This window comes from Photobacterium marinum (assembly GCF_000331515.1).
GTDB lineage: Bacteria > Pseudomonadota > Gammaproteobacteria > Enterobacterales > Vibrionaceae > Photobacterium > Photobacterium marinum.
Genome location: NZ_AMZO01000019.1, coordinates 20,694 through 35,766, shown reverse-complemented (window position 1 = coordinate 35,766; position 15,073 = coordinate 20,694). Strand labels below are relative to the sequence as shown.

Below are 15,073 nucleotides of genomic sequence, written 5' to 3'. Positions count from 1 at the left end.
GAAAAAACACAGTGACAGCTCCTCAAACTCACATGGCTGCGATCAAGCTTTAGTCCAACGGACTAAATTTCCTGTTATTTACTGTAGGAGAAAAAATTCAAAGTGTGATCAAATAATCCCTATAAAAATCATGCGCACAAAAAAACCGCCTCCGAAGAGACGGTTTCTACCGCAAAAGTTGTAACTTTCCTAAGAGCTTATGGCTTAGCCAGATCAGGCAAGTCACCGGTCAGGCCCAGAGCTCGGCGCATAAATTCATCTTTCACGCCCGGCGCTTTGTCCGCAATAAACAAACCAATATCACGCACCAGTTTCTTCGCGGGATTGCTACCGTCAAACAGATCACGGAAAGCCTGCATCGCGGTGATCATCTTCGCCGCCTCGGCCTTACGCCAGCGTTCATACTGACGCAGGTTAGCCTTCTTGCCGATATCCTGCTCTTGCTGCCACAGACTCTTCAGCTCCTGAGCCAGGCTGGCAGCGTCCAGCAAACCAAGGTTTACGCCCTGCCCGGCCAGCGGATGAATGGTATGGGCCGCGTCCCCAACCAGAACCACTCGATCCCGGACAAAGTCGCGGGCATAACGCATTCTCAACGGAAAAGCCTGACGCTCACCTTCAACCTGACAAAGACCCAGACGGTTATCAAAAGCCGCTGTCAGTTCTTTGTTGAATTCCTCGTCACTCATATCGCACAGGAGCTCAGCCTTCAGTGGCGGTACCGACCAGACAATTGAGCACAAATCCTTATCCGCCAATGGCAGGAATGCCAGCGGCCCCTGTGGGCGGAAAACCTGACGAGCAGTCTGCTGATGAGCCTCACTGCAGCGGATATTGGCAACAATGGCACTATGACCGTAATCCCAGTGGGTCAGCGGGATATCCAACTGGTTACGTACCCAGGAATTTGCCCCGTCAGCACCGACAACCAACTTGGCTGTCAGGCTCTTGCCGGAAGCCAGATTCAGCCAGGCTTCACTCTCGCCGAAAGCGATATTCTGGCAGTGTTCCGGTGCCAGCAAAGTCACATTAGGCAATTGCTTTATCCGCTCCAGTAACGCCAGTTGAATCACCCGGTTCTCGACAATATGACCGAGATTCGGCTGCGCCAGTCGGGCTGCATCAAATTCAATACTAGCAAAACTGTCCTGCTCCCAAACCTGCATTTTTCCGTACGGGCTAAGACGTCGCGATTCAATACCCGACCAGGCACCAACCCGACGTAGAATTCGCTCACTGGCGCGGCTGAGTGCCGACACTCGCAAATCCGGTAACGGAGCCAGTTCTTGCTCAGGCAGTTTGCCTTCAATTACAGCAACACGCAGCTCGGTATCGGCAAGCGCAGCAGCCAGGGTCAGCCCCACCATACCGCCGCCGATAATGGCAACATCAACACTTTGCATCATTATTATCTTTCTACCTGTCCCATTGCCCGCCGTACCAGCGGTGCTTTTATCGTATCAAATAGGCTCATCGCCAACAGTCCGGTATTGCGGCCAGCCACCAGTGGCAGGCTGTTATTGGCAAACACTCCGACCAAACCAGAGGTCATCCCTACAGTAGCCTCACGATCCGGCGTCCGACGCTGACGATAACGGCTCAGGATCTGTGCTGATCCCGGATCACCAGCTTCATCAAAACCACGAACCACTTCTTCAGCCAGTGACATGACATCACGCAGACCAAGGTTAAAGCCCTGACCGGCAATCGGATGAAGTGTCTGCGCGGCATTGCCGACCACGGCAACCCGGTGGGAAATGATGCGCTGAGCTTGACGCAGAAGCAGCGGATAAGCGCAGCGGGAACCGGCTTTCACCAGTTGCCCCAGGCGCCAGCCAAATGCCTGCTGCAACTCGGTCAGAAACTGCTCATCACTCCAGTTCAGCACTTTTTGCTGATCTTCCGGTTTAATACACCACACCAGTGAACTTCGTCCTTCTGACATCGGCAACAAGGCAACCGGCCCGTAAGGCGTAAAGCGCTCAAACGCCCGCCCCTGATGGGCTTCGGCTGTTGTCACATTAGCTATTACCGCCACCTGGTCAAAGTCATATTCACTGCGACCGATTCCCAGCATGTCACAGCAAGACGACAAGGCACCGTCAGCCGTCACCAGCAATCTGGCACTGATCGTCTCACCCTGCTCAAGGGCCAGTGTCACCGCTTCCTGGCTACGCTGAATATCCGTGATCACTGCCGGGCAAAGCAGCTCGACAGCCTCTAGTTCATTAAGCTGTTTGTGAAGCAAGGCACCGACATCAGCCAGCTCTACCACATACCCCAAGGCATCGACACCCTGCTCGCAGGCATCAATGTGAACAATGCCTGCATGCCCCTGATCCGAAACATGAATATGGGAAATTGGGGTGGCAATATCGTCCATACTCGACCAGATGCCTATTTGTTGCAGCAAGTTGGCAGATCCCAAAGACAAGGCAATACTCCGGGCATCATACCCCGGGTGTTGATCCAGCTTCGGTGCTACCGCCTCTACCACGGCGATCTTTAATCGGCCGCCGCTGAGATTATTGAGGGCAATAGCCAGTGTCGCACCCGCCATTGCACCACCGGCAATGACAACATCATACTGCTTCACATTCACTCCCTTACCATTGTTATTAGTGCACGTAGTTATTAGTGCAAAGTCGGCTTCTTAACCGAATCAAGCCCCGGTACAACCGGCTCTTCCACTGCGCCCGGACGCTGGCTCAGTTCTACCAGACAGCTCAGCACACACTCAGGTACATAAGCCAGCACGTTTTCAAACAGTTCAGCCTGTTCATCCATATCGTCATCTTCATCGATACCCAGCTGCGAGATCTCCTCCAGTGCAGCGACAGCTTCGCTCAAATCCGGCGACATCTTGTTCTTTTCTAGTCCCATCAGGCCCAGGCCGGAGATAAAGTTTGTCGTCCACTCACTCAGTGCTTCAGCCCGCAACATCAGATCTGCGCCTTCTGTTGGCAGCAGCAGGGAAACGTTGAATTCAGCATCCGCCAATTCTGCAGCCGTTGAATTGAACAGGGTATTCGTCAGCAGGCCCAGCTCACCGGCAACAGCATCAAAAACAGAACGCACCATGGCTTTGGCACCATCCGTTAAAGGCTCACCTTCATTGGCGTAATCACATACAGGGCCGACCCAGTTATCACCATCAACAGCCAGTCCACCACAAACCATGCCGTTCAACAGGCCGTGAAGCTCTGACGGAGAAACCGCTAGACCGTGCTCTTTCAGTGCTGCATCAACAGCGTCATACGCAGGTAATTTTACTTCGCTCATGGGCTTTTAACCTTAATTTCGTTGGTGCTCAGATTAACTATGTTATGCTATCACTTAGGTTGAAAACAGGCTAATAGCCTGAGAATCCGTAACAGAAATATCTGTTACTCAAAGAGTGCGACAGCTATGGCAACTTCGCTGAAATCCAGGGCCGATGTTTGGTGCAAAACGGTCAATATCTGATTAGTCAGCAGGCATTCACCGCAAACCGTGATTAGCGAGCTTGCATGTTGAAAAGGCTTTTTCTATATTTAGCCACCTGTCGCGAATAGCAAGCGGAATGCCAAACTAACAATCTGGCACGGAACAAGATTATAAGTTTATGAGTACTCAGGCTGTTGAAATTCAAGTATTGGGCCGCATCCTAAAGGTAAATTGCCCAACGGGTCAGGAAGACGCACTGCGTGAAGCAGCAAAAGATTTCGACCAGCGTCTTCAAGACTTGTCTGAACGCACAAAGATCAACAACGCTGAACAACTGCTGATGTTCACCGGTCTGAATATTTGTAACGAGTTGCATCAGCAACGCCATGAACAACAAGGCAATGATTCAAATTTATCCAATCGAATCAACGCACTAGCAGAAAGTTTGGATAAGGCATTGCAAAATCAACCAAAGCGTTGATAATGAATTGACCCTGGGGTGTACGTCAGTGAATTAACGTCCCCGAGCCGATAAGCAAATACAAAGGGTTGGCTTTTATTAGCTATTGAGCATGCTCAGCTCGTACTGAGAAGCCTACGGTTAATGTTGCCGATCCACCTTGAACGTCTGGTTCAAGGGCCACAATTCGCAACGGCACCTTGGGGCATACCTCCTATCTCTGATAAGCTAGATTGGTAACAAGAATCGAGTTCCCCGGATTCAGCAACTTATCTGTCAAAAACTCGCTTCTTTATATATCTTTTATATTCCCGAACAACCTCTGTCACTGGATGACTTATGAGATCAGCTGTTCACCCGTTAGCTTCACGCCAACATATTCGTCAGGAAATCCGCCAGCGCCGTCGTGCCCTGAGCCAGAAGCAACAAAAGCATGATGCAGAAGAGCTCCTGATCCGCTTTCAGCAACTACCCTGCGTGATTAACGCCAATCACATTGCCCTTTACCTGTCTAATGACGGGGAAATTGATACCCAACCACTGATTGACTGGTTGTGGCAACAAGGTAAATCTGTCTACCAGCCGGTACTTCACCCGTTCAGCAAGGGCCATCTGCTGTTTTTGCACTACACCCCAAATACCCGAATGAAGCTGAACAAATACCAGATTCGAGAGCCGATACTGGATATCAGGCTGGTTAAACCGGTGAATGAACTCGATCTGGTCTGCACCCCGCTGGTCGCTTTTGACAATACTGGCCAACGATTGGGAATGGGCGGCGGCTACTATGACCGGACCCTGAACCGCTGGCACAATGAGCGCCTTGGCCCGCAACCTCTCGGGCTGGCCCATGACTGTCAGCAGGTTGATAGCCTGCCCTTTGAAGCCTGGGATGTTCCCCTGCCGGAAATCATTACCCCGTCATACCACTTCACCTGGCCGGTATAAGGCCAGGTTCAACACTTGCCAAACTCCCCCGACCTCAGCCGCCTCTGCCCGGTTTTCAACATTTACTTACCCGACAACCACTACCAAACTGAAAACAGAGATCTCGATCAAATAATTGACCTGACGGGCAAGGAGCCAGTTAGCTATAATCAGCGCTCCGCGCAACGTTTGTCATCACTAGGAGAAAGGCATGACACAAGATGAAATGAAGAAAGCTGCCGGCTGGGCTGCATTGGAATACGTGAAGAAAGGCAGCATCGTGGGTGTGGGCACTGGCTCAACCGTTAATCACTTCATCGACGCTCTGGAAACTCGTAAATCAGAAATCAAAGGAGCGGTATCAAGCTCAATTGCCTCGACTGAACGTCTGGAAAAAATCGGTATCCCAGTATTTGATGCCAACGAAGTTTCCAGCCTGGACATTTACGTTGATGGTGCTGACGAAATCAACGCTGAATATGACATGATCAAAGGCGGCGGTGCAGCCCTGACTCGTGAAAAGATTGTTGCCGCCATTGCCAAGCAATTTATCTGTATCGTTGATGACACCAAACAGGTAGATGTACTGGGCCAGTTCCCGCTGCCAGTTGAAGTAATCCCAATGGCTCGCTCATACATCGGCCGCGAGCTGGTAAAACTGGGTGGTGACCCTGTTTACCGTGAAGGTGTGGTAACCGATAACGGCAATGTGATCCTGGACGTTCACAGCATGGAAATCACTGACCCGAAAGCGATGGAAGACAAAATCAATGCCCTTCCGGGTGTGGTAACCGTGGGTCTGTTCGCTCACCGTGGTGCTGACGTTCTGCTTGTCGGCTCTTCTGAAGGCGTTAAAAAGTTCGAAAAATAAGTAGCTTAGCTCTATAAGCTTACTTAATTCTGTTATTTGATTACAAAACGGCATATTTTATGCCGTTTTTTCTTGTCCGTTTCGTAATTTTCTTACCCAACCTCATTTTTTTTTGTTACTTTAATATTCAGCATGTAGCAATCATTTGAGTCAGCGCCGTCGGGCGGCATCCAGGAATCCTTTCATGCACCTCCATTCCTGCCTGCCACACCAGCTGTTCCGATGGTTCGCCGTCTCAAGTTTTTAAGGATGAGAACCAATGGCTAAAGTTTCACTGGATAAAGAAAAGATCAAAATTCTCTTATTAGAAGGCCTCCACCCTTCTTCAATTGAGGTTCTTCAACAAGCCGGTTACACCAATATCGAATACCACAAAGGCTCTCTGTCAGGCGACGAACTGCTTGAAGCCGCTAAAGATGCACATTTCATCGGTATCCGATCCCGTACCCAGCTAACAGAAGAGGTCTTTGAGTCCGCCAAGAAACTAATTGCTGTTGGTTGTTTCTGTATCGGCACCAACCAAGTTGATCTCTCTGCAGCCGCCAAACGCGGTATCCCGGTATTCAACGCTCCGTTCTCTAATACCCGAAGTGTTGCCGAACTGGTTCTGGGTGAAATCCTGTTGCTGTTGCGCGGCATTCCAGAAAAGAACGCCAAAGCTCATCGCGGTGAATGGCAGAAGTCGGCTGAACACTCTTTCGAAGCCCGTGGCAAACGCCTCGGTATTATCGGCTACGGCCACATCGGCACCCAGCTGGGTATCCTGGCTGAAAACCTCGGTATGAAAGTCTACTTCTACGATATCGAGAACAAACTGTCGCTGGGTAATGCCACTCAAGTCCGTTCGATGACAGAGCTGTTGAATAAGTGTGATGTGATCAGCCTGCACGTACCGGAAACCCCGGAAACCCAGAATATGATCGGGGCCGAAGAGTTCGCCCGTATGAAGCCCGGCGCCATCTTCATTAACGCCGCGCGTGGTACCGTTGTCGATATTGATTCACTGTGCAGCGCGCTGGAAAGCAAACATATCGCCGGAGCGGCAATTGACGTATTCCCGGTTGAACCAAAAACCAACAAAGACCCATTCGAATCACCGCTGGCTAAATTTGATAATGTCCTGCTGACACCGCACATCGGTGGCTCTACTCAGGAAGCACAGGAAAACATCGGTGTCGAAGTTGCCGGCAAGCTGGTGAAATACTCTGACAATGGTTCAACCCTGTCCGCCGTCGGCTTCCCGGAAGTATCACTGCCTGAACTGCGTGAATGTTCTCGTCTGCTTCATATCCACGAAAATCGCCCGGGTATCCTAAACCAGGTAACATCGATTTTTGCAGAGGAAGGCATCAACATCGCCGCCCAGTTCCTGCAAACCGGACCAGAGATCGGTTATGTGGTCATTGACGTTGAAACTGAGCGTGCCGAAGAGGCACTGACCAAACTCAAAGCCATTGACGGCACTATTCGTGCCCGCCTGCTGCACTGATCTTCCTGCAGACCATATAATGTAAAAAAGGAGAGCATTCGCTCTCCTTTTTACTGGATACAGAGTATTACGGAACCTTTAGTCCTGTAATTTAAATACCACTTCTACCCGGTCTCGAATGGTAATTTCAGTATCCTGATAAGTTGCAGACACCTCAGGAGCCGCATCCATTGCCATCCGCATCATCACCGGACGTGGGCTGGCAACCTGGTAAGTAATGCGCCATACCCCATCAAGCTTTTCACCAAAACCTTTCGCCAGTGATTCCGCCTTGGCTATCGCATCTTTAATCGCCGCCTGACGGGCTTTCTCAATATACTCATCTTCATTGCTGACTTTCAGATTGATATTGTTAATGCGGTTGATCCCGTCACCCAAAGCGTTATCCAGGTAAGTATTTAGCTTGTCCAAATCCCTCACGGTAACAGTCACATAACGGTTAGCACGGTAACCAACCAATTCCGGCTTCTTATCTTTAGGGTAGTGATACTGTGGTTGCAGGCTGATATTGGCGCTCTGAATATCAGAACGTTCTACACCCTGTGCCAGCAAGCGCTCAACAAATGCCGTTACGGCCTTATCGACAGCTTGCTTGGCCTCTTTGGCCGTTGGCCGATTCTCTTCAACGGCAACCGAAAATTCAGCCATATCCGGCTGAGCCGAAACCTCACCACTACCGACAGTTTCCAAATGAGGTACTGTCATCTGCGCCGATGCTGCTCCGGCAAATCCCAATGTACTAAATCCTAATAACACGGCTAACAGCTGTTTTTTCATAAGATTATCCTGTTTGGTTATAGTGGCGAAAAAGCCTGATGTCCCATTCGACAACAACAAACGTCAAAATATCCCGGTTGAGAAAAAATATATCGCACATTGTTTTATTTCATCTTCTATCAACAGCCCTCTCCTCCCTTGAGATAAAAGCTGGATCTACTAAAGACAAAGTTTACTGTGGCAATACATCCTGGGCATGACTGATCAACAGTTGTGACAATTCACTTAGCACCCCGCTTTCCAGCGCCCAGTGGTGCCAGTACATCCGTCGGGTCAGGAAAACTTCAGGGATCAGGTTAACTAATTGTCCGCTGGCAAGCTCCTCCTGGATCTGTACCCTTGGGATCAGACAATAGGCAATCCCCTCCACCGCCACCCTGACAAAAGCTTCTGATGATCTCACCGTATGTTTCATTACACTGCCGGGCGGCAAATTAAAGTGCTGATGAACAAAACGTTCATGCATATCATCATGCTGATCGAACGCAACCCCCGGCGCAGCAAGCAGGCTCTCGCGCTTGACCCCATCAGCAAAATACTTCCGGGCAAATTCAGGGCTGGCAACACACAAATAATCAACCCGGCCCAGATAGTCAGCGACACATCCCGGCAACGGTTCCGACTCCATACTGATCGCACCAACAGCTTCCCCGCTACGCAGCTTATCCAGCGTTCGAATCTCATCTTCAACCAACAAATTGAGTTCTATACGTCGTGATTTAAGCAGCGGACTGATCGCTGGCAATAACCAGGTCGCAAGGCTGTCAGCGTTGATCGCCAGGGATACAGACAGTGGCTGACTACAGTCATCCGGGATCACTTCCGGCAACAATTCCTGCTCCAGCAAACGGACCCGGCGATATAGCCCCAAGACTTTCTGGCCGGCAGGTGTTGGCCTTGGCGGCTGATCCCTAACCAGCATAGGTTGCGCCATCAGCTTTTCCAGCTGTTTAATCCGCTGGGAAACCGCTGATTGGGTAATACACAAATACTCAGCCGCCCGTTCAAACCCCCGCTGGCTGATCACAGCATCTAACGCCTCAACCCAACGATAATCCAGCCCTCGCATTCCGCCTCCCTGCTTTATTAGACAAACTTATGATAGATAAAAATTATTAGTTTTACTTAATCCTACCGTCAAAACTAAGCTTATGCCATCAGACACTTTTTAAAGTAAAAACAAGAATAAGGAACACAGCAACAATGAGTCTTTGGCCGCTATTACAAGGGTTTGGTCTTGGAGCCAGCATGATCATTCCGATCGGTGCACAAAATGCCTATGTACTGAATCAAGGGATTAAACGTCACCATCACCTAACGACAGCCACCGTCTGCAGTATCTGCGATGTTATCTTTATCAGCCTTGGTATCTTTGGCGGTGGTGCTCTGCTGTCCAGCAACGAAACCTTATTGCTATGCGTCACCCTTGGTGGCATTGCCTTCCTCAGCATTTATGGGTTCATGTCACTGAAAAGCGCCCTGGCCTCAGCAAGCCACCAGGAAGAACAGAAAGAAGTCATGGCCCGGGGCCGACGAGCGGTCATTTTAGGCGCACTTGCCGTAACAGTACTTAACCCACATTTGTACTTAGATACTGTGGTTATACTGGGTTCTATCGGCGGCCAGTTCGAGGGGCACGAGCGTATCGCATTTGCCGTCGGCACTATCATGGCATCATTTGTCTGGTTTTACAGCCTATCGATTGGTGCTGCCAAGCTGGGGCCAACACTATCAAAACCTCGGGTAAAAAGGACGATTGATTGTCTTGTTGCCGCTATGATGTTCTTTATTGCAGCCCACTTGGCGCACGGTTTATGGGAGACTCACCTTGGTTAAAGCATCCACCGCTTCCTTAGAAGCTATCTATCAGCAAAATTTAACGCTGTTCAGCCAAACCGGCGTTGACTACCAGTCCTGGCAACATGAACCTATTCTCGACTTCGAGACCGATGCCCGCATCGCTAAAGAGCTGGGCTGGACAGCAGCGCCGACCAAAAGCCTGTTTATGAAAATCAAAGGAGGCGGACACTGCCTTCTGCTGACCCATCGTGACAGCCGCCTTGACAGCAAGCTGGTCAAACAGCTGCTAGGCAAACGAGTTTCAGTGTGCAGTAATGAAGAAATGATCGAGGCAATTGGCTGCAAACCTGGTGCGGTATGTCCATTCGCCCTGCCGGAAGAAGTTAAAGTCTTGGTTGATCCTATTGTTTTCAGCTATCCGGAACTGATGTTCACACCGGGTAAACCAGATTTCACTTTTGCTTTCGCATCTTCATCCCTGATGACGCTACTGGAAGCCATGCCAAACACCGTTATCATGCTGCCGGAAAAAGAAGCCGAACAGGTATAAACCTCAGCATTCCTGATAAACCAGATAAAAAATGGAGCCGCATAGCTCCATTTCTTTTATGTTCAATCAGCTTGGTTAGCCGTCGATTTTGTTGAGATGCACATCCATCTGCGGATAAGGAATGCCAATGTTTTCTTTATCCAGCTCTTCTTTAATCGCCTGCATCAAATCAAAATAAACACCCCAGTAGTCAGACGTTTTTACCCAAGGACGCACAGCAAAGTTCACAGAAGAATCAGCCAGAGCCAGCACGCCAACTGTCGGGGCCGGATCTTTCAGAATACGGTCATCCGCTTCAATCACTCGAGTCAACACTTCCTTAGTATGCTTCAGGTCGGCATCATAAGAAACCCCGATCACCAAATCGATACGACGGGTTTTATGACGAGAGTAGTTAGTAATAGGCCCGCCAATCACAGCAGCATTAGGCACCACGACCATTTTGTTATCCGGGGTATTCAGGATTGTTGAGAATACCTGAATTGACTCCACCGAACCGGACACCCCGCCAATTTCGACATAATCACCGGATTTAAACGGACGAAAGCCCACAATCAAAACACCGGCTGCAAAGTTTGACAGTGAGCCCTGTAAAGCCAGGCCGACAGCCAAACCGGCGGCACCGATCACGGCAACCACAGAAGCCGTCTGCACACCGACACGCCCTAATGCTGCAATCAATACGATAACAAACAGCAGGTAACGCACCAGCGAATGCAGGAATTCGACAACGGCATCATCCATTTGCTTTTTACGCAGCACTTTCGCGACGCCATTGGCAATGGCTTTAACCACTAAGTTACCGATAAACAGGATCAGCAAGGCTGAAATGATATTCACCCCATACTGGATCAACAACTCCTGATTGTCAGCAACCCATTCTCCGGCATTCAGAACGCCAGTGGTCAACTCATTATCCTTAATGGTTTCAACCACGGTCTCCGCAACACTCTCAGTCATACTTTATTTTCTCTCTTTCCATTGTTGTTATGTTTGGCCAAGCGATGCTCGCCTTCAGCCGCAATTTATACCTGTAAAATAATACCTCTGGCTAATACAGATACCAATTAATTAGCAAGCTGATGCTTTCATCCGTGAACTACAGGCAAAAAAAAAGCCCGCAAAAGCGGGCTTTTTCAAACTGTTTTCGCTTACGCGGTTAACGAACTAATTACAGTACGTCGATTGCGTTAAGGTCAGCGAATGCTTTCTCAAGACGAGCAACCATAGAAGCCTGACCAGCACGTAGCCATACGCGTGGATCGTAGTACTTCTTGTTAGGCGCGTCTTCACCAGTTGGGTTACCGATTTGACCCTGTAGGTAATCGTGGTTGTCAGCTTCGAACTGACGGATACCGTCCCAAGTAGCCCACTGAGTATCAGTATCGATGTTCATTTTGATAACACCGTAACCAATAGACTCTTGGATTTCTGCTTCAGTTGAACCAGAACCACCGTGGAATACGAAGTTCAGAGCGTTTGGTGCAATACCGAACTTCTCTGCACAGTATGCCTGAGAGTCACGTAGGATTGTTGGAGTCAGTACAACGTTACCTGGCTTGTATACACCGTGTACGTTACCGAAAGAAGCAGCGATAGTGAAACGTGGGCTAACAGCGTTTAGTTTCTCGTATGCGTAAGCAACGTCTTCTGGAGAAGTGTACAGCTCAGACTGATCCATATCAGAGTTGTCTACGCCATCTTCTTCACCACCAGTACAACCCAGTTCGATTTCCAGAGTCATGCCCATCTTAGCCATACGCTCAAGGTACTTAGCTGAGATTTCGATGTTTTCTTCCAGAGACTCTTCAGACAGATCGATCATGTGAGAAGAGAACAGAGGCTTACCAGTTTCAGCGAAGTACTTCTCGCCAGCGTCCAACAGACCGTCGATCCATGGAAGTAGTTTCTTCGCAGCGTGGTCAGTGTGAAGGATAACAGGTACACCGTAAGATTCAGCTACAGCGTGAACGTATTTAGCGCCTGCAACAGCACCTAGGATTTGAGCTTCCTGACCTTCAAGTTTTAGACCTTTACCAGCGAAGAAAGCAGCACCACCGTTAGAGAACTGAACGATAACTGGCGCTTTAACTTTAGCAGCAGCTTCTAGTACACCGTTTACAGAGTCAGTACCTACACAGTTAACTGCAGGAAGTGCGAAGTTGTTTTCTTTTGCAACTTCAAATACTTTCTGTACGTCGTCACCAGAGATAACGCCTGGTTTTACGAAATCGAAGATCTTAGACATAACAATAGTCCTATTTGCCTTGTAGTCTGTATGTAAAATGAAATCTTTTGCAATCGTTTGCTTTCGGCCAAGCATTCTATAAAAACTTGATCTGTTTAACAAACAATTAATGCACGGGAGCCTAAGCTCCCGCACTGTCAATCAATTAAGCTTTTGCACGCTCTTCAAGCATAGCAACGGCAGGAAGAACCTTGCCTTCAACGAACTCAAGGAACGCACCGCCACCTGTAGAGATGTAAGAAACGTCAGCCTTGATACCGAACTTGTCGATTGCAGCCAGAGTGTCACCACCACCAGCAACAGAGAAACCTTCAGATTCTGCGATAGCTTTAGAGATACCTGCTGTACCCGCTTCGAAGTTCTTGAATTCGAATACGCCTACAGGACCATTCCAAAGGATAGTTTTCGCATCTTTCAGGATTTTAGCCAGAGCTTCAGTTGACTCAGGACCCAGGTCGAAGATCATGTCGTCGTCCTGAACTTCAGAAACGTGCTTGATTTCTGCTTCTGCGTTTTCGTCGAATGCTTTTGCACACGCTACGTCAGTTGCAACAGGGATTGCACACTCGTCCATCAGCTTCTTAGCAGTATCTACCAGATCAGCTTCGTACAGAGATTTACCAACATTGTGGCCTGCAGCTGCGATGAATGTGTTTGCAATACCACCGCCAACTACTAGCTGGTCAGCAACTTTAGACAGAGACTCAAGAACAGTCAGCTTAGTAGAAACTTTAGAACCACCAACGATTGCAACCATTGGACGAGCAGGCTTGTCCATTGCTTTACCTAGTGCGTCCAGCTCGTTAGCCAGCAGAGGACCAGCACAAGCTACAGGTGCGTTCATACCAACACCGTGAGTAGATGCCTGAGCACGGTGAGCCGTACCGAATGCATCCATTACGAAGATGTCACACAGTGCAGCGTACTTCTTAGACAGCTCTTCTTCGTTCTTCTTCTCGCCTTTGTTGAAGCGAACGTTTTCAAGAACAACCAGCTCACCAGCGTTCAGTTCGATACCGTCAAGGTAGTCTTTAGCTAGTTTAACTTCGCAATCTAGTGCATCGTTCAGGTAGTTAACAACAGGCTGTAGAGAGAACTCTTCTGCGTACTCGCCTTCAGTCGGACGACCCAGGTGAGAAGTAACCATTACTTTTGCACCAGCTTCCAGGCAGTGCTTGATAGTTGGAAGAGATGCAAGGATACGTGCATCAGAAGTTACTTTACCGTCTTTTACTGGCACGTTTAGGTCAGCACGGATAAATACGCGTTTACCTGCAAGGTCCAGATCAGTCATCTTGATTACAGACATGGTTTGTCCTCTCAACATTGATTAATTTAAAGTCAAAGTTCTTTTGTCGGCCCGGCTTCACTGCCCGGCCCCATAATTCTTACAGCTGTTCTTCTGCACTGGTTTTGTGCATTGCCAACGCCGTATCTAACATTCGGTTGGCAAATCCCCATTCATTATCACACCACACCAACATCTTGATCAGGTGCTGATTACTAACCCGAGTCTGGGTGCCGTCAACAATCGCGCTATGGGGATCGTGATTGAAGTCGATTGAAACAAGTGGTGCATCGGTGTAATCAACTATGCCAGCTAATGTACAACGAGACGCCTCTGCCAGTGATTGATTTATGTCATTAACTTTCACATTTGTTTTAACTGTGACACTTAAATCCATTGCTGTGACATTTATTGTCGGAACACGCACAGAAATAGCTTCAAATTTGTCAGAAAATTTCGGAAAAATACGACCGATACCAAGATGAAGTTTAGTATCAACGGGAATAATTGACTGGCTAGCTGCGCGGGTGCGACGTAAATCAGTGTGGTAGGCGTCAATGACCTGCTGGTCATTCATTGCTGAGTGAATTGTAGTGATAGTGCCGGATTCGATACCGAAGGTCTCATCCAAAACCTTAATAACAGGAACAATACAGTTGGTAGTACACGAACCATTCGAGACAATGCGGTGCTCAGACTTGAGCGACTCATGGTTCACACCATAGATAATGGTGTTGTCGATATCATTGGCACCCGGATGGGAAAACAAAACCTTTCCGGCACCAGCGCTGATATGCGCTTCGCCGTCGGCCCTTGAACCGTAAATACCGGTACAGTCGAGAACAATGTCGACATCCAGGTCTTTCCACGGCAGAAGGCTAAGGTCTGGTTGATGCAGAATCCGGATAGAGTCTTTGTCACCATTTCCATGAGCGATAAAAAGGTGCTCCTGGTCATGGCTGACAGGCTTCTGGAAACGCCCGTGGCTGGTATCGTACTGCAACAGGTGAGCCATTGCTTCAGGCTCAGCCAGTTCGTTGACTGCCACGACGTTGATTTGATGATTTTTGCCGCTTTCATACAGCGCGCGAAGCACACTGCGTCCGATACGGCCGAATCCATTAATTGCGACTTTTAGTGTCATATCCGTGCTACATATTTACTAAGCCGCGTTAGTGTATACCAAGCCAAGCAGAGAATCACCTTAATTGTGACCCCTATCACCCGATTGTTAAAA

General features: G+C 48.9%; 15 protein-coding genes and 1 other RNA gene. 7 read left to right on the top strand and 9 right to left on the bottom strand.

Going from position 1 to position 15,073, the window contains the following annotated elements; genetic code table 11:
* Window positions 1–197: 197 nt before the first annotated feature.
* Genes C942_RS12680 through C942_RS12670 form a run of 3 tightly spaced genes read right to left on the bottom strand, consistent with a single transcriptional unit; the run spans window position 198 to window position 3,282 of the window.
* On the bottom strand, window positions 198–1,406 hold the full coding sequence (locus C942_RS12680; RefSeq protein ID WP_007466361.1) for an FAD-dependent 2-octaprenylphenol hydroxylase: 1,209 nt from the start codon (window positions 1,404–1,406) through the stop codon (window positions 198–200).
* 2 nt (window positions 1,407–1,408) lie between these two features.
* Entirely contained in the window at window positions 1,409–2,596 is a 1,188-nt protein-coding gene (gene ubiH / locus C942_RS12675) for a 2-octaprenyl-6-methoxyphenyl hydroxylase (RefSeq protein WP_007466360.1), read from the bottom strand.
* A 38-nt stretch (window positions 2,597–2,634) separates the two neighbouring features.
* A complete protein-coding gene (locus tag C942_RS12670) occupies window positions 2,635–3,282 on the bottom strand; it encodes a UPF0149 family protein (RefSeq protein ID WP_007466359.1) in 648 nt (215 codons plus the stop codon).
* 322 nt (window positions 3,283–3,604) lie between these two features.
* Between C942_RS12670 and zapA the strand changes: the two genes are divergently transcribed.
* The 5 genes from zapA (at window position 3,605) to serA (ending at window position 7,173) form a co-directional block, all read left to right on the top strand.
* The gene (zapA, locus tag C942_RS12665) at window positions 3,605–3,907 is read left to right on the top strand and encodes a cell division protein ZapA (protein WP_007466358.1); all 303 of its coding nucleotides are present in this window, start codon (window positions 3,605–3,607) and stop codon (window positions 3,905–3,907) included.
* A 7-nt stretch (window positions 3,908–3,914) separates the two neighbouring features.
* Window positions 3,915–4,097: non-coding RNA, 6S RNA (gene ssrS / locus C942_RS24690), on the top strand.
* Window positions 4,098–4,225: 128 nt separating this feature from the next.
* Complete coding sequence (locus tag C942_RS12660) at window positions 4,226–4,834, top strand: 5-formyltetrahydrofolate cyclo-ligase (RefSeq protein ID WP_007466357.1); 609 nt, start codon at window positions 4,226–4,228, stop codon at window positions 4,832–4,834.
* Window positions 4,835–5,024: 190 nt separating this feature from the next.
* Window positions 5,025–5,684, top strand: a complete 660-nt coding sequence (rpiA, locus tag C942_RS12655; RefSeq protein ID WP_007466356.1) for a ribose-5-phosphate isomerase RpiA — start codon at window positions 5,025–5,027, stop codon at window positions 5,682–5,684.
* Window positions 5,685–5,943: 259 nt separating this feature from the next.
* On the top strand, window positions 5,944–7,173 hold the full coding sequence (serA, locus tag C942_RS12650) for a phosphoglycerate dehydrogenase (protein ID WP_007466355.1): 1,230 nt from the start codon (window positions 5,944–5,946) through the stop codon (window positions 7,171–7,173).
* Between the two features lie 78 nt (window positions 7,174–7,251).
* Here the strand turns inward: serA and C942_RS12645 are convergent, their stop codons facing one another.
* Both C942_RS12645 and C942_RS12640 read right to left on the bottom strand, forming a co-directional pair.
* Complete coding sequence (locus tag C942_RS12645) at window positions 7,252–7,950, bottom strand: oxidative stress defense protein (RefSeq protein WP_007466354.1); 699 nt, start codon at window positions 7,948–7,950, stop codon at window positions 7,252–7,254.
* A gap of 172 nt (window positions 7,951–8,122) precedes the next feature.
* On the bottom strand, window positions 8,123–9,019 hold the full coding sequence (locus tag C942_RS12640) for a LysR family transcriptional regulator ArgP (RefSeq protein WP_007466352.1): 897 nt from the start codon (window positions 9,017–9,019) through the stop codon (window positions 8,123–8,125).
* A 134-nt stretch (window positions 9,020–9,153) separates the two neighbouring features.
* Between C942_RS12640 and C942_RS12635 the strand changes: the two genes are divergently transcribed.
* Both C942_RS12635 and C942_RS12630 read left to right on the top strand, forming a co-directional pair.
* The gene (locus C942_RS12635) at window positions 9,154–9,786 is read left to right on the top strand and encodes a LysE/ArgO family amino acid transporter (protein ID WP_007466351.1); all 633 of its coding nucleotides are present in this window, start codon (window positions 9,154–9,156) and stop codon (window positions 9,784–9,786) included.
* Window positions 9,779–10,300, top strand: a complete 522-nt coding sequence (locus C942_RS12630; RefSeq protein WP_007466350.1) for a YbaK/EbsC family protein — start codon at window positions 9,779–9,781, stop codon at window positions 10,298–10,300. Before C942_RS12635 ends, C942_RS12630 begins: the two co-directional genes overlap by 8 nt.
* Window positions 10,301–10,375: 75 nt before the next feature.
* On the opposite strand, the gene mscS is transcribed toward C942_RS12630, so the two are convergent.
* The 4 genes from mscS to epd form a co-directional block, all read right to left on the bottom strand.
* Window positions 10,376–11,260 carry a small-conductance mechanosensitive channel MscS gene (gene mscS, locus C942_RS12625; protein ID WP_007466349.1) on the bottom strand — a complete coding sequence of 295 codons (885 nt, stop codon included), beginning with the start codon at window positions 11,258–11,260 and terminating at the stop codon, window positions 10,376–10,378.
* A gap of 211 nt (window positions 11,261–11,471) precedes the next feature.
* The gene (gene fbaA, locus C942_RS12620) at window positions 11,472–12,548 is read right to left on the bottom strand and encodes a class II fructose-bisphosphate aldolase (protein WP_007466347.1); all 1,077 of its coding nucleotides are present in this window, start codon (window positions 12,546–12,548) and stop codon (window positions 11,472–11,474) included.
* Between the two features lie 145 nt (window positions 12,549–12,693).
* Complete coding sequence (locus C942_RS12615; RefSeq protein ID WP_007466345.1) at window positions 12,694–13,857, bottom strand: phosphoglycerate kinase; 1,164 nt, start codon at window positions 13,855–13,857, stop codon at window positions 12,694–12,696.
* Window positions 13,858–13,936: 79 nt separating this feature from the next.
* Complete coding sequence (epd, locus tag C942_RS12610; RefSeq protein WP_007466343.1) at window positions 13,937–14,980, bottom strand: erythrose-4-phosphate dehydrogenase; 1,044 nt, start codon at window positions 14,978–14,980, stop codon at window positions 13,937–13,939.
* Between the last annotated feature and the right edge of the window lie 93 nt (window positions 14,981–15,073).